At 67.8% G+C, this 21,025-nt stretch carries 22 protein-coding genes; 10 read left to right on the forward strand and 12 right to left on the reverse strand.

Going from position 1 to position 21,025, the window contains the following annotated elements; genetic code table 11:
- Positions 1–47: 47 nt before the first annotated feature.
- The 3 genes from AC1DSO_RS06685 to AC1DSO_RS06695 form a co-directional block, all read right to left on the reverse strand.
- Positions 48–395: an ArsC family reductase gene (locus AC1DSO_RS06685; protein ID WP_477068102.1), complete on the reverse strand. Its 348-nt coding sequence runs from the start codon at positions 393–395 to the stop codon at positions 48–50.
- Between the two features lie 82 nt (positions 396–477).
- Entirely contained in the window at positions 478–1,143 is a 666-nt protein-coding gene (locus AC1DSO_RS06690; RefSeq protein WP_477068103.1) for a DNA alkylation repair protein, read from the reverse strand.
- Positions 1,143–1,721, reverse strand: a complete 579-nt coding sequence (locus AC1DSO_RS06695; protein ID WP_477068104.1) for a 2'-5' RNA ligase family protein — start codon at positions 1,719–1,721, stop codon at positions 1,143–1,145. Before AC1DSO_RS06695 ends, AC1DSO_RS06690 begins: the two co-directional genes overlap by 1 nt.
- 131 nt (positions 1,722–1,852) lie before the next feature.
- On the opposite strand from AC1DSO_RS06695, the gene AC1DSO_RS06700 reads away from it, so the two are divergent.
- The 5 genes from AC1DSO_RS06700 to AC1DSO_RS06720 are packed head-to-tail and all read left to right on the forward strand — an operon-like array spanning position 1,853 to position 5,974.
- On the forward strand, positions 1,853–2,236 hold the full coding sequence (locus AC1DSO_RS06700) for a BlaI/MecI/CopY family transcriptional regulator (RefSeq protein ID WP_477068105.1): 384 nt from the start codon (positions 1,853–1,855) through the stop codon (positions 2,234–2,236).
- Entirely contained in the window at positions 2,226–3,695 is a 1,470-nt protein-coding gene (locus AC1DSO_RS06705) for a M56 family metallopeptidase (RefSeq protein WP_477068106.1), read from the forward strand. Before AC1DSO_RS06700 ends, AC1DSO_RS06705 begins: the two co-directional genes overlap by 11 nt.
- 43 nt (positions 3,696–3,738) lie before the next feature.
- On the forward strand, positions 3,739–5,271 hold the full coding sequence (locus tag AC1DSO_RS06710; protein ID WP_477068107.1) for a GMC oxidoreductase: 1,533 nt from the start codon (positions 3,739–3,741) through the stop codon (positions 5,269–5,271).
- Positions 5,268–5,603, forward strand: coding sequence for a hypothetical protein (locus tag AC1DSO_RS06715; RefSeq protein WP_477068108.1), 336 nt, complete (start codon positions 5,268–5,270; stop codon positions 5,601–5,603). The genes AC1DSO_RS06710 and AC1DSO_RS06715 overlap by 4 nt, the downstream gene beginning before the upstream one ends.
- 50 nt (positions 5,604–5,653) lie before the next feature.
- Positions 5,654–5,974: a plasmid stabilization protein gene (locus AC1DSO_RS06720; protein ID WP_477068109.1), complete on the forward strand. Its 321-nt coding sequence runs from the start codon at positions 5,654–5,656 to the stop codon at positions 5,972–5,974.
- Here the strand turns inward: AC1DSO_RS06720 and AC1DSO_RS06725 are convergent.
- The 6 genes from AC1DSO_RS06725 to AC1DSO_RS06750 all read right to left on the reverse strand — a co-directional run bounded on the left by AC1DSO_RS06725 (position 5,968) and on the right by AC1DSO_RS06750 (position 11,451).
- On the reverse strand, positions 5,968–6,729 hold the full coding sequence (locus tag AC1DSO_RS06725; protein WP_477068110.1) for a DoxX family protein: 762 nt from the start codon (positions 6,727–6,729) through the stop codon (positions 5,968–5,970). The genes AC1DSO_RS06720 and AC1DSO_RS06725 overlap by 7 nt on opposite strands.
- 82 nt (positions 6,730–6,811) lie before the next feature.
- Positions 6,812–7,648, reverse strand: coding sequence for a helix-turn-helix transcriptional regulator (locus AC1DSO_RS06730; RefSeq protein ID WP_477068111.1), 837 nt, complete (start codon positions 7,646–7,648; stop codon positions 6,812–6,814).
- Positions 7,649–7,653: 5 nt separating this feature from the next.
- Complete coding sequence (locus tag AC1DSO_RS06735; RefSeq protein ID WP_477068112.1) at positions 7,654–8,124, reverse strand: DUF2147 domain-containing protein; 471 nt, start codon at positions 8,122–8,124, stop codon at positions 7,654–7,656.
- Positions 8,125–8,257: 133 nt separating this feature from the next.
- Positions 8,258–8,389 carry a hypothetical protein gene (locus tag AC1DSO_RS06740; protein WP_477068113.1) on the reverse strand — a complete coding sequence of 44 codons (132 nt, stop codon included), beginning with the start codon at positions 8,387–8,389 and terminating at the stop codon, positions 8,258–8,260.
- Positions 8,390–8,550: 161 nt separating this feature from the next.
- Positions 8,551–8,790: a hypothetical protein gene (locus tag AC1DSO_RS06745; RefSeq protein WP_477068114.1), complete on the reverse strand. Its 240-nt coding sequence runs from the start codon at positions 8,788–8,790 to the stop codon at positions 8,551–8,553.
- A 369-nt stretch (positions 8,791–9,159) separates the two neighbouring features.
- Positions 9,160–11,451 (reverse strand): TonB-dependent receptor, encoded by a 2,292-nt coding sequence (locus AC1DSO_RS06750; RefSeq protein ID WP_477068115.1) that lies wholly within the window; start codon positions 11,449–11,451, stop codon positions 9,160–9,162.
- 202 nt (positions 11,452–11,653) lie between these two features.
- Between AC1DSO_RS06750 and AC1DSO_RS06755 the strand changes: the two genes are divergently transcribed.
- The 5 genes from AC1DSO_RS06755 (at position 11,654) to AC1DSO_RS06775 (ending at position 17,850) form a co-directional block, all read left to right on the forward strand.
- Positions 11,654–12,460: a FadR/GntR family transcriptional regulator gene (locus tag AC1DSO_RS06755; protein ID WP_477068116.1), complete on the forward strand. Its 807-nt coding sequence runs from the start codon at positions 11,654–11,656 to the stop codon at positions 12,458–12,460.
- Between the two features lie 91 nt (positions 12,461–12,551).
- Positions 12,552–15,257: a glycoside hydrolase family 2 TIM barrel-domain containing protein gene (locus tag AC1DSO_RS06760; RefSeq protein ID WP_477068117.1), complete on the forward strand. Its 2,706-nt coding sequence runs from the start codon at positions 12,552–12,554 to the stop codon at positions 15,255–15,257.
- Positions 15,258–15,519: 262 nt separating this feature from the next.
- The gene (locus tag AC1DSO_RS06765; RefSeq protein ID WP_477068118.1) at positions 15,520–15,792 is read left to right on the forward strand and encodes a hypothetical protein; all 273 of its coding nucleotides are present in this window, start codon (positions 15,520–15,522) and stop codon (positions 15,790–15,792) included.
- Positions 15,783–16,688 carry a fatty acid desaturase gene (locus AC1DSO_RS06770; RefSeq protein ID WP_477068119.1) on the forward strand — a complete coding sequence of 302 codons (906 nt, stop codon included), beginning with the start codon at positions 15,783–15,785 and terminating at the stop codon, positions 16,686–16,688. Before AC1DSO_RS06765 ends, AC1DSO_RS06770 begins: the two co-directional genes overlap by 10 nt.
- 148 nt (positions 16,689–16,836) lie before the next feature.
- Positions 16,837–17,850 (forward strand): AraC family transcriptional regulator, encoded by a 1,014-nt coding sequence (locus AC1DSO_RS06775; protein WP_477068120.1) that lies wholly within the window; start codon positions 16,837–16,839, stop codon positions 17,848–17,850.
- Between the two features lie 27 nt (positions 17,851–17,877).
- On the opposite strand, the gene AC1DSO_RS06780 is transcribed toward AC1DSO_RS06775, so the two are convergent.
- The 3 genes from AC1DSO_RS06780 to AC1DSO_RS06790 all read right to left on the reverse strand — a co-directional run bounded on the left by AC1DSO_RS06780 (position 17,878) and on the right by AC1DSO_RS06790 (position 20,994).
- A complete protein-coding gene (locus AC1DSO_RS06780; RefSeq protein ID WP_477068121.1) occupies positions 17,878–18,393 on the reverse strand; it encodes a cupin domain-containing protein in 516 nt (171 codons plus the stop codon).
- A 208-nt stretch (positions 18,394–18,601) separates the two neighbouring features.
- Positions 18,602–20,401, reverse strand: a complete 1,800-nt coding sequence (locus tag AC1DSO_RS06785; protein ID WP_477068122.1) for an ATP-binding protein — start codon at positions 20,399–20,401, stop codon at positions 18,602–18,604.
- Entirely contained in the window at positions 20,401–20,994 is a 594-nt protein-coding gene (locus AC1DSO_RS06790; RefSeq protein WP_477068123.1) for a response regulator transcription factor, read from the reverse strand. The genes AC1DSO_RS06785 and AC1DSO_RS06790 overlap by 1 nt, the downstream gene beginning before the upstream one ends.
- Positions 20,995–21,025 lie beyond the last annotated feature (31 nt).

The following is a 21,025-nucleotide window of genomic DNA, read 5'->3' on the forward strand; positions in this document are numbered from 1 at the left end:
TTAAACTTCGCTCACCCGGCGACGAAGAGCGTGGATAAATCCGGGACTTAGGTCAGGAAGGTGTCGTAGAGGTCTGGCTTGAAGCCGACCAGGCGGCGGTCGCCCAGGTCCAGCACCGGACGCTTGATCATCGACGGCTGGGCCAGCATCAGGGCGATGGCTTTGTCGGCGTTCAGGTCCTGTTTGTCGGCCTCGTCCAGCTTGCGGAACGTCGTGCCGGCGCGGTTCAGCAGCACTTCCCAGCCAAGTTCCTTCACCCAGCCTTCGAGGCGCGGACGATCGATGCCGGCCGTCTTGTAGTCGTGGAAAACATAGGCCTGGCCGCGGTCCTCCAGCCACTTGCGGGCCTTGGCGACCGTGTCGCAGTTCTTGATGCCGTACATCGTCGGGGTCATGGCCGGGCTCCTCGATGCGGGCCGAATCCAGGCCGCGTCGTCTCCCCTGCCCTAGCCGAGAGACTTCGCCGCGCCAATCGCCTCAGGCGGTCTTCTTGTTCAGCTGACGCAGGGCGTCCTTGCCGTTCCAACGGGCGGTGGGATCCGACATCGCCGCCAGCCGCGCGGCGACTTCGAGGGCCGCCGCCTTCAGGACCGGGCTCTTGCGCGAGCCGATCGCCCGCAGCGCCCAGTTGACGCCCTTCTTGACGAAGTTGCGCGGGTCCGTGGCGCCGGCCTCGATCAGCGGCAGCCGGTCCAGGAACGGCGCGTCCGGCAGTTCCTTGCGATGCAGCGCCACGCAGGCCAGCAGGACGAAGCCGGCGCGCTTGTCGAATTCGCCGTCGAGCCTCACCCATTCGTCGATCTTGGCCAAGGCGTGGGGCGTGCGGTCGAACAGGTCGAAACAGAGCGTGTCGGTGACCGCCCAGTTGTCGAAGTCGGCGCGCCAGGCGTCCATCTGCTGGGGTGTGACGAGCTTCGGGTCATCGACCATGCCGGCCAACAGCCGCGCCTCGTACCAGTCGGTGTCCCATAGCGCCTGAGCCAGGGCATGGTCGCGACCGAGGCGCTTGGCCAGGGCGCGAAGCTGACCGACGGCGACGCCGAACGCCTTCGGCGCGTGGATGGCGTAGCGGGCCATGCCTTCCCGGTGGCTTTCGCTGCCGAGCGCTTCCAGTTCCTGGAGGACCTCGGCCGCCGTCGCCATCAGGTCAGCTCCCAGGCCTTGAGCACGATGTGCTGGGTCTGGCCCAGCTTGCTCTGGACCAGGACGAAGCGGTTCACCGTCCAGCGGATCGGCTCGATGTCCTGGGCCGGGATCACCTGGCCGTCGTAGAGCAGCGTGATGTGGGGCAGGAACTGCTTGTCCGGCTTCAGGCCCGTCTTGGCCATTTCCAGCCCGAGTTTCCGCTGGAAGCCGATCAGGTCTTGAACGCCGTCGCCGCCTTGCAGCGTGAACGGGTTGTTGCCCGGCCGGTTGGCGAAGCTGACGGCGCGGTCGAACGTGACTTCGAAAGGCGCCGTGGCCAGGGCTTGGCCGGCGTCCTCGCCCTTGCGGACCAGATCACGCGGCAGGCCGACATAGTCGCCCAGGTGATGCAAAGTGATGTGGAAACGGTCGGTCAGCAGCGGCGCGCCACGCAGGTTCAGCGCATCCTTCAGGCGGCGCGCCTCGCGGGCGATCCTCTCGGCCGTCGCGGGGTCCGGATACAGCAGGAACATCAGCCGGTCGGTCGGCGTCGGCGGGTCGAAGCCCGGCAGGCCCATCTGCAGCGTCTCGGCCATCCAGCCCCTCCCTGAAGTCGGCCGCCAGGATTACGCCGCTTCGGGGTCTTGGTCCAACCGCTGCATTACATTTCGTTTACGTGCGTAATCGTTGGCTTGACGCGATCGTTTACATGCGTAATCGTCGGAGTATGGAAACGACCCCGCAACGCATCAGCGCCGCCGAGAGCGAAGTCATGAAGGTCCTGTGGGCCGACAGCCCCAAGGCCGCCGAGGACATGCTCGCCATCCTGGCCAAAAACCAGGGCTGGGCCGAGGGCACGGTGAAGACCCTGCTCAACCGCCTGCTGAAGAAAGGCGCGATCGCCGCCGACAAGGACGGCCGCCGCTTCCTCTACCGCCCGCTGATCGGCCGCGAGGACTATGTCGACGCCGAGAGCCAAGGCCTGCTGGACCGCCTGTTCGACGGCCGCCTCGCCCCTCTGGTCAGCCACTTCTCCAAGCGCGAGAAGCTGAACCCCGAGGACGTCGCGGCGCTGCGCCGGCTGCTGGAGAAGATCGACGATGACCAGTGACCTGATCCTCTTCCTGCTGAAGGCCAACCTCGCCCTGGCGGCGGCGGTCCTGCTGATCCTCGTTCTGCGCAAGCCGGTTCGGGCGATGTTCGGGGCCCGCAGCGCCTACGCCCTGTGGCTGGTCGCGCCGCTGTCGATCCTGGCCCTGCTGGTCCCGGCGCGAACGATCGCCCTGCCCGCTCCGGCCACGGCCAAGCCGGCGGCGGTGGTCGCCGAGGCCCAGGCGTCGGCCGCGACCAGGCGGCTGATCAAGCCTGCCCCTCGCCAGCTGCGATCCTTGCCCGTCGGCGAGATCCTGCTGGGCTTGTGGATCGCCGTCGCGTTTGGCGGCCTGATCGTCCAGGCCGAGCGCCAGCGGCGGTTCGTCCGCTCGTTGGGCAAGCTCAGCGCCACCGACGAAGTCGGCCTGCTGCGATCCGAACGCCCCGGCGCCGGTCCCGCCGTGATCGGCGCCCTGGCTCCGCGCGTCGTGCTGCCCGCAGACTTCGCCGAACGCTTCACCGCCGAGGAGCAGGCCCTGATCCTGGCCCACGAGCGCAACCATCTGGCGGTCGGCGACGCCCAGATCAACGCCGCCGTCACGGCGCTGCAGTGCCTGTTCTGGTTCAACCCGCTGGTCCATGTCGGCGCGGCCGCCCTGCGGATCGACCAGGAAGTCGCCTGCGACGCCGCCGTCCTGGCCCGCCACCCCAAGACCCGCCGCGCCTACGGCGAAGCCATGCTGAAGACCCAGCTGGCCGCCTGCGCCCCGCCGCTGGGCTGCCACTGGCCCGCCTCGGCCAACAAGCAACTGAAGGAACGCTTCACCATGCTCGCCCGTCACCATTCCAATCGCTCCCGCCATCTCGCTGGCGCCGCCGTTGTCGCGATCCTCAGCCTCGGCGCCGGCGTCGCCGCCTGGGCCGCCCAGCCGGCCCAGGTGGTCGAGCAAACGCCTCAGCAAACTCAGAAGGCCGTGGCGCGCCACCTTGGCGGTCCGCTGTTCGAGGCCGTCCGGGCCCGCGACCTGGCCGCCGTCCGCGAGCTGATCGCCCTCGGCGCCAATGTGAACACCGTGCTGCCCGGCGACGGCTCGCCGCTGATCGAGGCCGCCCGCCATGGCCAGCTGGAGATCGTCCAGGCGCTGCTGGCCGCCGGCGCCGATCCGAACCTGGCCGTGCGCGGCGACGGCGCGCCACTGATCCAGGCCGCCTTGTCCGGCAACCTTGCCGTCGTCCGCCTGCTGGTCGAGCGCGGCGCCAATGTCGAGGTGTTCGTCCCCGGCGACGAAACCCCGCTGATCAACGCCGCCCAGGCTGGCGGCCTCGACGTCGTCACCTATCTGGTCGAGCACGGCGCCGACGTGAACCGCGCGGTCCCGGCCAATCCCGGCCAGACCCGCTCGCCGATGGGCGAGGCTCGGCGGAACGGCCATGCCGATGTCGTGGCCTATTTGAAGAGCCGGGGCGCGCGGTCCTAAGCCGCCCCGACTTTCCCCTTTAAAATCAAGCGAGACCTCAACGATGGCGATCATCGACGCCCGAACCTTGCCTGACGCCAGCCCGATCGAGGCCGATCTGGTGATCATCGGCGGCGGCATGGCCGGCATCGCCCTGGCCAAGGAACTGGCCGGCGGGCCGCTGAAGGTGGCGATCCTGGAGAGCGGCGGCCTGGAGATCGACATGGAGAACCAGGCCCTCTACGCCGGCTCCGGCGTCCAGCGGGCGCCGGGCAATCCCGACCGGCCGTTCGACGACTATCCGGTCCAGTCACGAGTCCGGGCGTTGGGCGGCTCGGGCATGGTCTGGGGCGGCAAGTGCGCGCCGCTGGACCCCGCCGACTTCGCCGAGCGCGCCTGGATCCCCCATAGCGGCTGGCCGATCACCCGCGAACAGATGCAGCCCTACTACGATCGGGCCTGCGACTTGCTGGAGATCCCCCGCTTCCCGCTGGAGCGGCCCAAGCCCACCGAGCCCCAACGCCAGCCGCTGGCGCTGGACCCGGAGGACGGCTTCTTCCCAGCGCCGCGCGAGTTCTCGAGGTTCTCGGGCGGCGTGGACAAGACAGCCTTCGAGGCCTTCCGCACCAAATTCGCGGACGCTCCCAACATCACCGTCTATCTGTACGCCAATGTCGTGAAGATCCGTCGTCAGGGCGACCGGATCACCGGCCTTGATATCGCCTGCCTGGACGGCAAGCGTCACACGGCCAAGGCCGCGCGCTATGTGCTGGCGGTCGGCGGCATCGAGAACGTCCGTCTGCTGCTGGCCTCCGACAATCTGGGCAATCGCGAGGACTTGGTCGGGCGCTTCTTCCAGGGTCACGTGACCTATTCGAGCGACGGCGACAGCGAGACCGAAGGCACGGCTCTGGTCGTCTCGCGCGCCGCTCCAATGGACCTGTACGCCCCGGGTAAGGGCCGGATGGCTCATTGCGTCGTCGGCGCGGGACCTAAAGCCCAAAAGCGAATGGGGACCGGGAATTTCACCGCGACCCTGTTCCGCACCAAGCCCTCGGGAACGGAGACGCCGGTCGGGGCCGACACCCAGACCCTCCGCCGAGCCAACGGCCGGGTCGCTGGCGGCCAGGACGAGGCACAGATGCTCGGCTACTTCGCCATGGCCGAGCACTTTCCCAATCCCGACAGCCGCGTGACCCTGGATCCCGAGCACAAGGATCCGCTGGGCCTGCCCCGCGTGCGCCTGACCTGGACCTATGGCGAGAAGGACCATGCCGACCTAGAGCGATCGGTGATGGGCCTGGCCGACGCCCTGGGCGCGTCCGGCGAGGGGCGGATGTGCTGGTCGATCGAACGAAGCAAGCTGCTGGCGATCTCCAGCGCCTCGCGCCACCACATGGGCGCGACGCGGATGCACGCCGACCCCAGGAAGGGCGTCGTCGATCCGGACCTACGGCTGCACGAGGCCAACAACCTCTATGTCGCCGGCAGCTCGGTCTTCCCGACCTCTGGCATCGCCAATCCGACCCTGACGATCCTGGCCCTGGTGATGCGCCTGGCCGACCATCTGAAGCGCGAGACGGGAGCCGCCCGATGACCAGCCGCCGCGACCTCCTGGCCGCCCTCGTCGCGTTCGCCGCCACGCCCGCCCTGGCCCGCGCGGCGGGATCGGACGCCTTTGCCGGCCTCGATCCCGCCGCCGTTGATCGGATCGGCAAGGCCTGGCGCGCTCAGCACGCCGATGTCACCGCGCGAGCGCTCGCCGTCCGCCTGTTCCCGACCGGACGCGGCCCTGACGCCTTGGCCCGGCTGGGCGCCCTGGCCGCCGCCGACTTCCGCGCGGGCAAGGTCTTCACCTATCGCGGCTGGCGGTTGTCGGACACCGAAGGCGCGCTTTTCGCCCTGCTTGCGCTGGAAGGTCGGCCGTAGGAACCAGCCTGGCGTGGGCTGGTTAGGTCTCGCAGCAGAGGAGACTCGCCATGCCCCAGGGCGACAAGAGCAAGTACACCGACAAGCAGGAGCGCAAGGCCGACCACATCGCCGACGGCTACGAGGCCCGCGGCGTCTCGGAGAAGGAAGCCGAGCGGCGGGCCTGGGCCACGGTCAACAAGGACGACGGCGGCGGCAAGAAGGCCGGCGGTTCCGGCCGTGGCAAGCACACTGGCCATCCGGCGGCCCACAAAGGCGGCGAGAAGGGCGGCGAGGCCTCGGCCCATCGCAGTGCGGCGGACCGATCAGCCTCGGCCAAGAAGGCCGCCGCAACCCGCAAGCGCAACGCCGAGCACCACGCCCATCACTGAATGGCGGGCTCGGCCTCGAGCTTGGGCTCGACGGTCCGCCGCCAGAGCGCGAAGGCCGCGCCGGTCAGGGTCAGGGCCACCGCCGTCATCGTCCATTCCATGCGGCTGGCTGGCTCGGCGATGATCCGCGGGATGTGCAGCAGCACCACGAAGCTGGCCATCATGCCGGTGATCGCGGGCCCCGCCGCCTTCAGCCCGCGATTGGATAGGAAGGCGAGACCCGCCAGGACGTGCCCTGCCCCGGTCGCCGCGGCCCAGCCCGTCCGCCAGGGCAGCCAGGCCGGAACCATCTGGGCCGTGAAGGCCAGGTAGACGAAGTGCGACAGGCCGAAGACCAGCAGGCACAGGCCAAAGGCCATCCGGCTCGAAAAAGTCAGGTGGCGTCGCCAGGTCTCCGCCTTGAGGGTTTCAGCGAAGAGGGCGACGCCGCCCGCCGCCATGGCCGCGCTCTCGGCCACGCCCAGCCATTCGGCCACGGAGCCGGGCTGGAGGGCGACGTGGGGACCGTGGAGCAAGACGGCCCACACACCGAAGAAGATCGCCAGGAGCAGCCGCCCCTCCCGCGCCAGGCGCGGCAGCACCGCCGCCAGGGCGGCGCCGGCCATGGCGGCGGCGGAGACGGAAGCGAGCACGGAGCGGAGAGGAACGTGTTCCGGCACGGGCTGCCATTGGAAGGCGAAGTCGCCTGAGATCAGCCCCAGGACGCCCAACACGAACGCGCCCAACGCATAGGGAACCGCCTTTGCCGACACCATCGCCCGCCCTGCTCCCCTGAACCTCGGTCTGGACAAGGTGGCAGGCGCGGGCGCGCCGAACTTGGGTTTTGTTGCGCTAAGGTCAGGCCATCCCGCGCCACGCCCTTGGTGATTGGCCGAAGGCGTCGCGGAAAGTGTGGTTGAAGTACGACAGGTCGTTGAAGCCGACGTTCAGGGCGATGGTCGTGATCGGCGCCTTGGTGTCCAGCAATTGGTCGGCGGCCGCCTTCAGGCGCGCGCCGATCTGAAACTGGCGCGGGGTTTCGCCCGTGACGTCCCGGAAGGCGCGAATGAAGTGATAGCGCGACAGTCCGGCGCTGGCGGCCAACGCGGTCAGGGGCAGAGCCTCGGCGTAGCGGCGCTCGATCTCGTGGGCCACCTCCCGGACCCGGCGATGATCGACCCGGCTAGCGTCACGCCGGCGCACGCGCCGCCCCAGGGCCAGGGCCCCGGCCGTGACGCCGACGACGGCCTCCTCCTGCGGACGAGGGTCGCGCGCCAGGCGACGGATCGCCCCGTACAGCGTTGCGGTCGCGCGTCCGGGCGCCACGGCGGCGACCGCGAACCGTCCTTCGGAGCATCGCAGATCTTCGGCCAGCTCGGCCAACAGCCCCTCGTCCAAGGCCAGCACCGCGCGACGATTGCCGGCGCCGTCCAGATGCAGACAGCCGAAGGGGTCCTCGGCGTTGCCTAGCACGATCGCGCCCGGCGAGACGGTCGCGGCGCCGCAAGGGGTCAGGTAGTCGAACAGGCCCGACACCACCGCGCCGATCGCCGAGCGCGCATAGCGGTGCTCGGCCAAGGTCCGGGCCGGCGCGCGGCAGCGGACGTCGCCCGCGCCATAGAGGCCGCCCCGGTTGGCCAGCAGCGGACCGTCGACCTCGACGCGAAACGCCTGCTCGCCCCCGGTCGGACTCATGGGACCTACAGCGCTCGGCCGGTTGGGGCGGTGGCGGTGTCGACCCGCGTCCAGGTCTGCGACTTGCACAGGAAGTTGGGAAGCAGGCAGCCCTTGGCCCGCAAGGAGGCGCGGTCCAGAAGCTTAACCTGGCCCGAGAACGTCATGTCCAGGTCGGGTACGAACACCTTGCCCTTCCACTCGTTGGGGTCGGAGGCGCGGAAGTCGCGCAGCAGCTGCATGCCGACCAGGTCCTGATTGTTCTTCTTCTTCACGTCGGCCCGCGCGTCGGCGCTGGCCCAGACGACGACGCCGCAAGTGCGCGTCTCGCACGGCTTGATCTCGATGTGGACACTGCCTTTGGGATTGCGCCAGACGCCGTAGATATCGCCCGCGCGCGGCGGCGGGGCGTCCGCGGCCAGGGCCGCGCCAGCGACGCTCCACAGCGCCAGCCCGATCGCGGCCAATCGCGTTCCGCCCGACATCGTTCGGCTCATCCGGTCCGTCCTTCTCTGATCGGCGTATGCGCACGCGACCCAAGGGCGCGAGGCTAGACGTTCCAGAAGATCAGGTGAAGCCGTCAGAATCGAGGCGAGATCCCGGTTTCAGGTTTCGGCAGCCTTACGGGCCTCAGCCCTTGGGCTGAGCGACCACACGCAAGTACGGCTTCAAGGTCTTCCAGCCGTCCGGATACTTGGCGGCGGCCTGTTCGTCGGTGATGCTGGGCGGGATGATGACGTCCTGGCCCGGACGCCAATTCACCGGCGTCGTCCGCCAGCCCCACAATGAGGGACGGCCAGACCGCGAGGCGCAACGCGCTCCTCGAAAACCACCCGCCGCGCAACCGAAACTACGAGCGCGCGGGCTGGAAATCCTCTCGGACTTGGAAAAGCATTCGTCCGCCGTGCGGAAGCCGCGGCGCCTTACCGGACGCTGGCGGACGTGGYGCCGTCAAACGAGCCGCCCTCGGAGCCATAGGGCGTTCTCTTGAACTTGGCGACCAACCGATCATACGTCGACTGGCGGATCGGCCTTCCGTCCCGCAGAGATCGCCAGGTGGTTTCACTGACGCCCAGCACCTCCTGAAGCCAGACCTTGGTCACCGCCGGCAGCGCACTGCGAAGGGCGAGAACCTGCTCTTGATTAACAAGCACCATGTTCATGCGGGTATCCAAAGCTGGTCGCTAGCGGGCTCGCGGCGCCCCGGGTGTCTTGAGGGTTCCATCTGCTTCCTCCGGCCTCCCGATCAGGGCCACCGCCGCTCCGCTCCAGGCGAATTACGACAACGTTGTCGTAACCTCGAACGACAACGTTGTCTACAAGCTACCACCTTGACATCGCTGTCGAACCTCAAATGCGAACGACTTTTTGGGCGCCCCACAGGCCCGCGACCGCGCAGCCGGTCGTCCGACAAGAACAAGGCGGCGCGCCCATCAGGCGCGCCGCCGCTCGCCGCAGCGAGAAGGCCCAGGAACAGGGGGAGGAATCCCTGGGAGGGGTTGCGCGACTCGTCGCGCGGAGCCGGCCGGCGGCTAGAAGCCCATCCGCGCGCGGATACCGACATAACGCTTGGAATTGCGCGGCAGCAGCTGGGCGACGGCTCCGGCGTTGGACGAGCCGGTATAGCCGAGCGAGGTCGCGTAGTGCTGGTCGAACAGGTTGTTGACGAACAGCGCCACGCGGTAGTTCTGCTCGTCGCGTCCGGCCACGCCGATGCTGGCGTTGACCACGCCGAACGCCTTCTGGCGCGAGATCGGCGTGCCCAGCAGGTCGAGCATGACCGCGCTCTGATGCGTGTATTCGGCGGTCACGAAGCCATCGAAGGGCAGGCTCGGCAGTTCGACGTCATAGACGCCGGCCAGCGAGTACTTGAACTTCGGCGAATTGGCCAAGGGCTTGCCCGACAGGTCCTGGAAGTTGGAAGCTCCCACTGGGCGACACCCCAGCGCGACCGTCTGGCCGGTGTAGCACGGTGCGTTGGCGAACTCGCGGATGGTCGCGTCGGTATAGGCGGCCGAGGCGTCCAGGCGCAGGGCGCGCACCGGCCTGGCCGAGACCTCGACCTCGACACCCTTGCTGCGCAACGACCCGACATTGCTCAGCTGCGGCACGATGGTTCCGTCCGGCTGGGTGACGCCGCCCTGGGCCTGGAAGTCGGTGAAGTCGGTCAGGAAGCCCGTGACGTTCAGCTGGACGCGGTTCTCCAGGACACGGCTCTTGAGGCCCAGTTCATAGGCCTTGCTGGTCTCGGGACGAACCGGCTTGGCCGCCCGGGCCGGCGTGAATCCGGTGCTGATGTCGAAGCCCTGGCCCTTGTAGCCCGTGGAGAACGAGGCGTAGGCCATGACGTCGTCGGCCAGATCCTGACGCAGCGCCACCTTGTAGGTGATGTGGTCATCCTTGGCCTTGCCCGAACAGGCCGACAGGCACGAGGCGTTGCCGGCGGGCGGTGTCGCCGTCGGCGTACGATTGATGAAGGTGGCTTCGATCGTTTCGTGGTTGAAGCGCAGGCCGCCGTCGACGTGGGTGCTGGACCCGACGTGATAGGTCATCTGGGTGAAGGCGGCGATGGTCTTGGTGCCGGCGGTCGCCGCCCAGCTGGTCGCGGCGTTGGGGCCACGCGAGAACGAACGGTTGGAGTCGCCGTCGGCGTAGAACAGGGCGAACAGGTAGTCGAGCTTGCGCGCGCCGCTCGACACCAGGCGCAGTTCCTGGGTGAAGTTCGTCGAGTGGAACGGACCGCCGGCGGTGGAGCCGTTCGGCAGGATGCTGGTCGGGTCGGCGACGTTGAGCAGGGTCGGCGTGCCGAGCGTGTCGAGGTCTTCCCGGAAGCGGAAGCGCCAGTCCTGATAGCCGGTGATCGAGATCAGGTTGGCTTGGCCAAGGTCCAGGCTGGCGCGGCCGGTCAGCATGGTCTGCTTGCTGGTGTTCTTCGGCTCGGTGTCCAGGCGGATCTTGTAGTTGTCGTCTCCTGGCGTCAGGCCGACGGCCGACAGGGCCAGCGGCGCGCCAAAGGCGGTGGCGCCGGGCTTGATGCTCCGGAAGGTGCGGACCTGGCCATCGGTCTTGGTGTTGGTGTGGGAGGCCGTCAGGGCGATGTTGAGGTTGTCGGTTGGATCCAGTTCCAGCCGGCCCCGGACGCCATAGGAGCGGTCGCCGCCGAGCTTGTGACCGGTGTTGAGGTTGCGAATATAGCCGTCGCGGTCGCCGTAGAAGGCGTTGAGGCGGAAGCCCGCCTTGTCCGAGATCGGTCCGGAGATCATGCCGTCGACGCGCTTTTCACCGTCGCTGGTCAGCGCCCCGCCGACGGAGCCGGTGAGGCGTTTGGTCGGCTTCTGGGTCACGATGTTGATGACGCCGGCGGCGGCGTTCTTGCCGAACAGCGTGCCCTGCGGCCCGCGCAGCACTTCAAGGCGGGCGATATCGTTGAGACCCGAGAAGGCCTGGGCCTGCTGCAGCAACGCAACGTCGTCGACCACCACCGCGACGCTGGGTTCGATGCCGATGCTGAACGAGAACGTGCCGATCCCGCGCAGGTTGATGCTGTTGCCCGTCGCGTTGGTGTTCTCGGTGACCGTCAGGCTGGGAGAGACCCGGACCACGTCGGCGACCTGGACCACATTGCGCGCTTCCAGCTGTTCGCTGGTGACGGCGCTGACGGCGGCGGGCACGTCCTGGAGGTTCTGTTCGCGTTTTTGCGCGGTCACGACGATGGTGTCGAGGGCGGTGGCCTGCTCCGCCGGCTGAGCCGCAGCCTGCGCCCACGCGTGACCCGAAGTTGCAACCATGGCGGCGCTGGCCAGCCAAAGAAGACGCCTGTTCATTTCCCCTCCTCATTCTTTTTTACGAACGGCCTGACCGCTCGCGCTTAATCTGCCTTACCAATTCTTGGGCTGTAAGTTTTTGCGTCAACCTCTTTTTGCCTGACAACTTGTTCAATCCAGACCACAATCGGCTTGGCGTCATCGGGTGTCGCCGCTGGCGCTCACACGGGGCGAGCGCTCGAGACGATCTTGGAGGCAAGGCATGACGGCACGCGCGAAGGGGAGCGCGGAAAAGGTCGGCGCCGTCGATGAGGGCGTCGGCAATGGCGACCGCCTCTACCAGAGGCTGGCGCGGCACATTTTCGACGACCTGGTCGCGGGTCGCTACGCAATCGGCAGCCGCCTGCCCGCCGAGCGCGAACTCTGCGCCGAATATGGCGCCAGCCGCCCCGCCGTGCGYGAGGCGCTGATCGCTCTCGAGGTCCAGGGCTATATCGACATCCGCGTCGGCTCGGGCGCCTATGTTCGCCGCCTGCCAGGCCGCGAGGACCACCCCGGCTTCGCCATCACGGCCTTCGAGCTCACCGAGACACGCCTGGCCTTCGAGGGCGAGGCCGCGGCGCTCGCCGCCAAGCAGATCACCGATGACGAAATCGCCAAGCTCGAGGCCCTGCTCGACGCCATGACCGCCGAGAACCTGCGGGCGAAGGTCACCGAGGACGCCGACCGCGAGTTTCACATGACGATCGCCGGGGCCACGCGCAACGCTGGCATCGTCCTGATGATCGATGAACTGTGGCGCCTGCGATCGACCTCTCCCGCCTGCGCCCTGCTGCACGACAAGGCGCGCCACGCTAAGATCCGCCCCGTCGTCGCCGAGCACCGCCGGATCGTCGAAGCGCTGAAGGCCCGCGACCCGCAGGCCGCCCGCGCGGCCATGCGCGCTCACCTAGCCGCGGTCATGGATCACCTGCTGTTCACCACCGAGGAGATGGCGCTGGAGGAAGCCCGCCGCGCCGCCGCCGGTGTCCGCGCCCGGTTTTCAGCGACCTCAGCCGAAGCTGACTGACCAATTTTTGTTAATTGATCTGGCAGATCTGATTTGAGGCGCTAAGGTCGCCCCAAGGCCGCAACCCAAGCGGCGCGTGGGAGGCATGCCGATGAACCGACTGTTGCTGGCCACGGCGATGGCGATTCTAGCCGCCCCGGCGGTCACACGCGCCGAGGCGGTGTCCGACCAGGTTCGGATCCAAACCCCGCTGGCCCAGGACTGGCGCTTCCGTCAGGACGACCGGCTAAGCGGCGTCGAGAGCCCCGCCTTCGATGACCAGAATTGGGAACGTGTGAGCGTGCCCCATACCTGGAATCGTGTCGGCCTCTATCTTCCCGGCCCCGTCGAACGGCTCCACAGGCCCGAGACGATCAACAAGACCCAGGGCGTGGGCTGGTACCGCCTGTCGTTCGCCGCGCCCAAGCTGGACGGCCGCCGCGCCTACCTCCAGTTCGACGCCGCCAGCCGCAACGCCAAGGTCTGGCTGAACGGCGCCTTTCTCGGCGAGCATCAGGGCGGCTTTTCACGGTTCCGTCTCGACGCCACCGACGCTCTGCGCGCCGACGGCCGGAACCTGCTGGTCGTGCGCGCCGACAACACCAAGCCCGCGCCAGGATCCGCGACGGTCGACAACCTGCCCTTGACCGGCGACTTCTTCGTGCACGGCGGCCTCTACCGTCCTGTCAGCCTGGTGCTGACCAGCCCCGTCCATTTCGACATGCTCGATTTCGGCGGCCCGGGGGTCTACGCGACCACCACCGACCTTTCCGCGGCCAAGGCCGGGATCCAGGTCCGCGCCCGCCTCCGCAACGATCTGGCCAAGGCCCGACCGGTCAGACTGGTGACAAAGCTCTACGACGCCGCCGGCCGCGTGGCCGCCCAGGCCAGCGCCTCGGTCGCCCTCCCCGCCAAAGGCGCTCAGGAGGCGGCTCTGTCGCTGTCGCTGGCCGATCCACATCCGTGGAACGGCACGRCTGACCCTTATCTCTACAGGCTGGAGACCGACCTGGTCGGCGCCGACGGCAAGGTGCTCGACCGCGTCTCGACACCGTTTGGCGTGCGCCAGATGAACTTCGATCCCGACCGCGGTTTCCTGCTGAACGGCAAACCCTACCGCCTGCACGGCGTCGGCTATCACCAGGATCGCGAAGGCAAGGGCTGGGCGATCGACGCCGCCGATGTCGAGGAAGACATGGCGATCCTGCGCGAGATGGGCGCCAACACCATCCGCCTGACCCACTACCAGCACGGCCAGATCATTCACGATCTGGCCGACAAGTACGGCTTCGTCCTGTGGGACGAGATCCCGTTGGTTTCGGCCTGGACGACGGGCGGCGCGCTCGAGCCGACCCCGGCGCTCGTGGCCAACGCCCGCCAGCAGCTCCAGGAACTGATCCGCCAGAACGCCAACCACGCCTCGGTGGCGACCTGGGGCATCGCCAACGAGGTCGACTTCGGCAACTCGTTCCCCGCCTTCCTGACCGGCTACAAGAACGGCGCACCGGATCCCATGCCGCTGCTGAAGGCGCTGAACACCCTGGCGCACGAAGAAGATCCCAGTCGTCCCACGGCGCTGGCGACCTGCTGCGAAGGCCGGGTGTTCGCGGCCGGCGTCGATGTGCCGACCACCGCCGAGGCCGCCGATCTTGGCGGCGCCAACCGCTATTTCGGCTGGTATTTCGGCGCGCCCGACGATCTTGGTCCGCATTTGGACGCCCTGCACGCCAAGCGTCCGCGCCAGCCGCTTTCAGTCACCGAATACGGGGCCGGCGGCGGGGTCACCCTTCACACCGACGACGTRCTGGGCGGGCCGATCGACTCCCGAGGCCGCGTGCAGCCCGAGGAGTATGAGAGCTACATCCACGAGACCGCCTGGGCGACGCTGTCGCAGAAGCCGTACCTCTGGGGCACCTGGCTGTGGAACGCCTTCGACTTCGCCACCACCATTCGCCACGAGGGCGACGCCGACGACGTCAACACCAAGGGCCTGGTCACCTACGACCGCAAGATCCGCAAGGACGCCTGGTACTTCTACAAGGCCAACTGGGCGACGACGCCGACGGTCCACATCAACGGCCGGCGCTATGTCGATCGCGCCTATCCGGTCACGGACGTGCGCGTCTATTCGAATGGCGCGGCCACGGAGATCACGCTGAACGGGCGATCGCTGGGCCAGCGCGCCGATTGTCCGCAGCGGGTATGCGTCTGGCCGGCCGTCCGCCTGGAGCCGGGCGAGAATGTCCTGATCGCCCGCGCTCGGTTCGATGGCCAGCAGGTCGAAGACCGCATCGTCTGGCGTCGCCCGACCGACGCGAACGCGCCGATCCGCATCGACGCGGGATCTCTTGTCGGGGCCGGCAAGACGGTCAAGTTCGGTTCGGACGCCTTCTTCAAGGACGGCCAGGCCTTGTCCGCCAACACGCCGGCCGACTATGGACGTCCCGAGGCGCGGGCGGCGATCACCGGGACCGAGGAAATCGACGCGGCCAGCAGCTATCGGCAAGGCCGCTTCACCTACGCGATCCCCGTAACGCCCGGCCGCTACAGCGTGCGCCTGACGTTCGTGGAACCCAAGCTGGCGCCCGGCGCACGCCGCTTCGACGTTGTGGTCAACGGCGCCCGGGTCCTGCCGGACTTGGACGTGGCCGCTCAAGCCGGCGACCCGCTCAAGGCCCTGACCAAGACGTTCGAGACCAATGTCGCCGATCAAGGCCTGACACTGGCGTTCAATCCGATCCAAGGCGAAGCGATCGTCTCGGCGATCGAGGTCACACCCCTACAAGCCGCCAAGCGTCAGGACCCAACGGCGCCTTGAGAGGTTGGACCGTGTTGAGGTCGAAGCGTGGATCCGACAGCATCGGCAAGAGGCCCTAGCCGGGACAGTTACGAAATCTCCCGCTCCCGACATCCGCCCGCGCCGAACGCGTCCCGTGAAGGGGCAAGGCCGCCTCGCTTGGCCAGCCGGCCCTGGCGCAAACGGCCACCAGAATGGCGCACGGGGTCATCTCCGCGAGTGCGCCCTCGGGGTAGGCTAGGCCGTCAAGCCTGCCTCGAGACGGGCGACCGGGAGAAAGACCATGACGCCCCGCGACGATGTCGCCCCGCCGTCGAGCGACGGTTCCGAATCCAGTCCGCCGACACCTCCCATCGGCATCGGCGGCCGCCTGCTGATGTTGTTGCTCCAAGGCATGCCATTCCTCTTCGGAATCGGCTTCGTCGCACCGCTGATGGCGCAACTTCTCGCGCGCGTCGTTCCGGAAGCGGCGCAGGCCCAATGGCCTCTGGTCGCGGGCCTTGCGATTGGCGGATCGTGGGGTGCGGCCGCCAATCTGAGGGGACGATGGATATGAGTGTCTCCGCGACAATGCCCGAGCGCGATCTCAACGAACTCTCGTCCCAAGAGTTGCTGCGCCTGGAGCGTTCGATCGCCGAGAGCTTCATGGGTGGCCTTCCGTGGGGCTCCATCGCCTGGGCGTTCGCGAACCTGGCCGCCTGGATGGCGCTTTGGCCCCTGACGCTGTCGGGTGTTTTGCCCCTGTGGGCGGCGGCTCCGATCGCGACCGTGACCGTGATCCTTTCCTACCTGCCCTCTCACGAGGCCCAGCACAGGATCATCGCTCGCGAAGGCGAGCGATTGTTCTGGCTGAACGAACTGGTGGGCCACCTCTCGCCTGTCCCGTTGGGACTGCCCTACGAAGCGGCTCGCCTCACGCACTATGAGCACCACAGTCACACCAACGATCCGGACCTCGACCCGGACATCAACACCAAGTCCGACAGCGGCTGGCACATGGTCGTCAAGGACATCGGCAGCCAACTGCTGACGGTTCCGAAAATCAACATCGCCTATGCCAAGGCCCTAGAGCGCATTGGATCGGACGACGCGCGGCGCGCCAGCGTCATACTCCTGGCCTATGCGCTCGCCACCAACGCACTGCTCTTCGGGTTCGCTTGGGCAGGCTATGCGCTCGAGGTGGCCGCGATCGTGTGGCTGCCGCGCATTGTCGGCGGGGTCTACATCCGGTTTTTCCTGAGCTGGGCGCCTCACCATCCGGGCGTGGACCAGGGTCGCTACCGCAACACCCGCGGATTTCGAAGCCGCCTTGGCAACATCCTGACGATGGGAATGCAGTACCACATCATCCACCATCTCTATCCCCGCATGCCCCTCTTACGTCATCCGGCGGCCTTCCGCGCTCTCCGGCCTATCCTCATAGCGCGCGGGTGCCGGCTGGACGGGATCTAGCGGTCGGACGGCGATGGATCCGGAGCGTCACACAGCTCCGCTTCATCGTGAAAGCCAAGCCCGTCACGCCAGCCTAAAGGGGCTGGCGCAACGCGCCTCCTTCTGGGCATTTTGCGCGTAAATGGTCGAGGCTCCACAAAAGCTGCCGATGTCCCTCGGCTATTTCCGCCTGATCTTGCGCTGCTTTGGCGACACTCCAGAGCGTCGAGCCGCCATCCTGGCTGGCACGGGCGTCACCGATGACATGCTGCGCGACCCCTCCGCCGACATCAGCCTCTTTCAACAGGTCCGGCAGGTGGAGAACCTTGTCGCCCTGTTCGGGGATGGTTGGGCGTTGCGCGCGCCCGAGCTCTGGAACCTCTCCTCCCATGGGCCACTGGGCGTCGCGGGGGTCGCGGCGCCGGACCTCGCCGCGATGGTGGATGTGATCACCCGGTTCGGCTTTGTTCGAGCGCCGTTCTACAGGACCTCGCTGCGGCGCGGCCGACAGTGGAGCCAGGTGGACTACGACCTAACGGTCGATCTCGACGCGATCCTATGGCGCCCGATGATGGAGGTGTCTTTCATCGGATTTCGGGCAGGGGTTGCGTCGATGCTGGCCGCGCCGCCCGCCGAAGCCCACTTCTTCTTCGCCTGCGCCGAACCCGAACACGCGCCTCAGGTCCGGGCCATACTCGGCGGGAAGGTCGCCTACGGCGCAACGCGCAACGCGATCCGTTTCCCCACCTCATGGCTCGCGCTCCAGTCCCCCATGGCCGACGCCACGTTGTACGGCGTCGCGCTGCAGGAGCTGCAGGCCGCAAGGGCGCGGCTCATCGCGCCGGACGGGTTGCGGGATAGGGTGGAGCGACTGCTGAGATCTCTGCCCGTCGGCCGCCCTACCGCCGACGAGGTCGCGCGCCTGACCGGCGTCTCGCGCAGAACCCTGGTTCGGCGGCTCTCGGAGGCCGGGACTGGCTACCGCGAACTTGTGGACGCCGAACTGCGCGTGCGCGCCGAGCGGCTCCTGCGAGCCGGCCACCTTTCCCACGCCCAGATCGCCGAGATGCTAGGCTATACGGACGCGTCGAGCTTCAGCCGCGCCTGCCGCCGATGGTTCCGGGGCGCACTGGCGCCAAGTCGCCGGCGAGACCGAGATCGCAAGGACACCAATGGGTCGTGACCGGCACATGCCTTGAACCCGGATCGATCATTTCGCGCCGGGCAATTTGATTCCCAGCAGGACCAACCGGTCGCCGGTAATCCCGAACCAGTGAGGTACGCCCGCGGGAATCAAGATGACGTCGCCCGGACCCAGTGGCCGTGTCGTGCCGCCCTCGATCCGGCTTCCCTCGACCAGGCTGGCATTCCTGGCCTTTGAATCGGCCATGGCGCCGCCGGAAACAAGCGTGYCGGAGCCTTCCAACACGATTGCGTATTCCGCTTCGGTAGGGTGAACGGCGGGGCGGCCCGGCTTCTTCCATATTTCGATCGCCGCCACGGTCGCACCGTCACGGACCAAGGGTCGCCACATGAATCCTTGATCGGATTTCATCTCGGCGAGCATTTGGCGGAGCTGAACTTGGACATCCGCGCCGCTCGCGAAACCGGACGGGTCGGCTGCTTGAGCGCCGCTCACCTGCGCGGAGGCGGTGGCGGCGCCGGACGAGACGGCAAGCACCAATAACGTCGCGCCAATCGTGATGGCTCTAGCCTTTGTCTTCACCGCAGCTCTCCCTAGGTCGCGAAGCCATAAATGCGGATGACCGCCCGCCCCTCGCGGACGCCAGGATCGCCACGGCAATCCTGTCAGCGATCGATGGACGCATGAGGCCGAGCTTAGCGCCGTCATGGCAACCCGCCAACGTCCTCAAACCACCCTGCCCCGCCGGACGAGAGGTCCGCTTGGCCGGCCATGAAAAACGCGCCTCAGATCAACCGCCTCCAGACAGCAGGGCGCGTAGGCGGATTGGCTTCAAAGGCTTGTGCAGCACCCGCATCCCCAGGCGTTCGGCGGCGGTGAAAATCGCGGGGTCCGCTTCGCCGGTTATCAGCGACATCGTGATGGCCTCACCATGACGGGCGCGGATGGCGCGAGCGATATCGAGGCCAGTCTCCTCGCCGGCGAGGCGATAGTCGATCAAGGCGCTCCAGCGACCGCCGCCGCCGTCGCCGCCGCCGCCGCCGTCGCCCAAGACCTTGAGCGCCCCGCCGCCATCGGCGCACACATGGACGCGCATTCCCCAATCTCTCAGGAGCCGACTAACGGCGTCGGCGACCAGGGCGTCGTCCTCGACCAGCAACACGTTCAGTCGATCCGCGTGCGCGCTCGGTGGTGCGACGGCCGGCGGCGCGGTGAGCTGGGATTGGGGTTCCGCTCTTGGCAGGACCACGCGAAACAGGCTGCCCCGGCCAAGCTCTGACTGCATGTCAATCGTATAGCCTTGGGTCGCGCACAGCTCCTTGACGGTCGCCAACCCCATGCCGAAGCCCTCCTGGCCAGCGCTCCCCACTTGGAAAAAGGGCGCGAAAACACGCGTCCGGTCCGCTTCCGTGATCCCGATGCCGGTATCGCCGACGATCAGCGCCACGCGGTCGCCGCATCGACGCGCGCCGACCAGAACACCGCCTGCTTCGGTGTAGCGGATCGCGTTGGCGATCAGGTTGCCGAGAATGCGTTCGATCGCCACGGGATCGCCGCGCACCCAGGCGCTGGTCGCCGGCGCGCGCAGCCGAAGCCCCTTGGCCTCGGCCTCGGGCCGGTACTGAAGCATCAATCGCGCGATGATGTCGGCGAGCGGCGTCGGGCCGATCCGTTCCGGCGCGCTGACGCGCGAGGCTCGGGCGACCCCGAGGATGGCGTTGAACAGGCGGTCCAGGCTGTCGATACAGGCGACGACATTGGCGATCAATTCACGCCGCTCGCGCGCCGGCGGGTCACGCCGCAACAGCGAGGCATAGAGACCCAAGGCGTGCACCGGCTGGCGCAGGTCGTGGCTGGCCGCCCCGAAGAAACGGGTGCGCTCGGCGCTAGCGACCTCGGCGATGCGGCGGGCTTCCTCGGCCTGCTCCTGCAGACGTCGACGTCCGTCCACCTGCTCGGCCATCGCCAGACGCAGACGGATGGTCTCGCCCGTCAGCTTGGAGACCCGCACCCCGTTGCCCATGACCAAGAGAAATGTCACCGTCAGCATGTAGGCGGCGTAGGGCGCGGTCGAATCCCGCCCCGGGAGCAGCAGGAAGACCGCCGCCGGCAGCAGAGCGAACGCCGAGAAGCTTGTCTGGCTGGGAAGGTGGACCCCTGTTGTCGGCAGGTTGCCGGCCGCCATGCTGACATTGACGACCACGATCGCCAACAGGGTCATCGGCTGGGCTTGTTCGTGCAGCATCGCCATTTGCAGCGACCAGCCCAGGCCGTGGATCCCGGCTTGAACGGTCTTGGCGCGGCTCCAGAACGGCAGCTCGGCGACCGAGCGCGGCCGGCGATGGAACACCCACAACAGCAGGGCGATGCCGGCTTCGATAGTCAGCATCCCGGCCAACCAGATCAGCAGATGAGCCCTATCGCTGAACGGCCACAAGACGACCGCCTGCATCAACACGACCAAGGTCACCTGGATAGTGCCGGCATAGATCCGGCTTCCGGGACGGCCATAGATCTCGCGGATCCGCTCGTCGTTGATCCGGCGCCGCAGCCCAGGCTCCTCGGCCTCGCGCCAGCCGCCGCCCGCCATCAGATGATCCGCATCTGATGGGCGCGACTGACTGCCTCGGCGCGGTTGACCACGCCAAGGCGCAGGAAGATCTGGGTCCAGTGGTCCTTGACCGTGCGCTCGCTGATCCCGAGCCGCCGCGCGATGTCCTTGTTGGAGCCGCCCTTGGCGGCCAGGTCCAGCACCAGCCGCCGCCTGGACGACAGGATTTCGCGCGCCGGAAAGGCCAGGCTGTCGAACACCGCGCCGCCATTGAACAGCTCGGCCAAGGCCGCGACCAAGGCGTCCATGTCGCGCGCCTTCGAAAGGCAGGCCAGACAGCCCAGGGCCCTCACCTGCTCGGCCAGTTCCGGTGTCGGGTCCGAGCACAGCAGTCCGCGCGCCACGGTGGGGAAGCGGTCGCCGACGGCCTTGAGAAGGGTCAACCCGTCCGGCCCGACGAGACGATAGTCCGTCAGGCACAGGTCCACGTCGTCGTGGTTTCCGAGATAGCTCAGCGCCTCGTCATGATCGGTCGCCAGCACGACCGTAAGGTCCGGCATCGCCTCGCCGAGGGCGCGCTGAACCCCGGTGCGGTACAGCGGATGGTCGTCGACAAATAATAGGCAAGTCATTGGGACGACCGGAAAAAGAGCTGATCAGGCC

The organism is Caulobacter sp. P4_E5 (genome assembly GCF_056401555.1).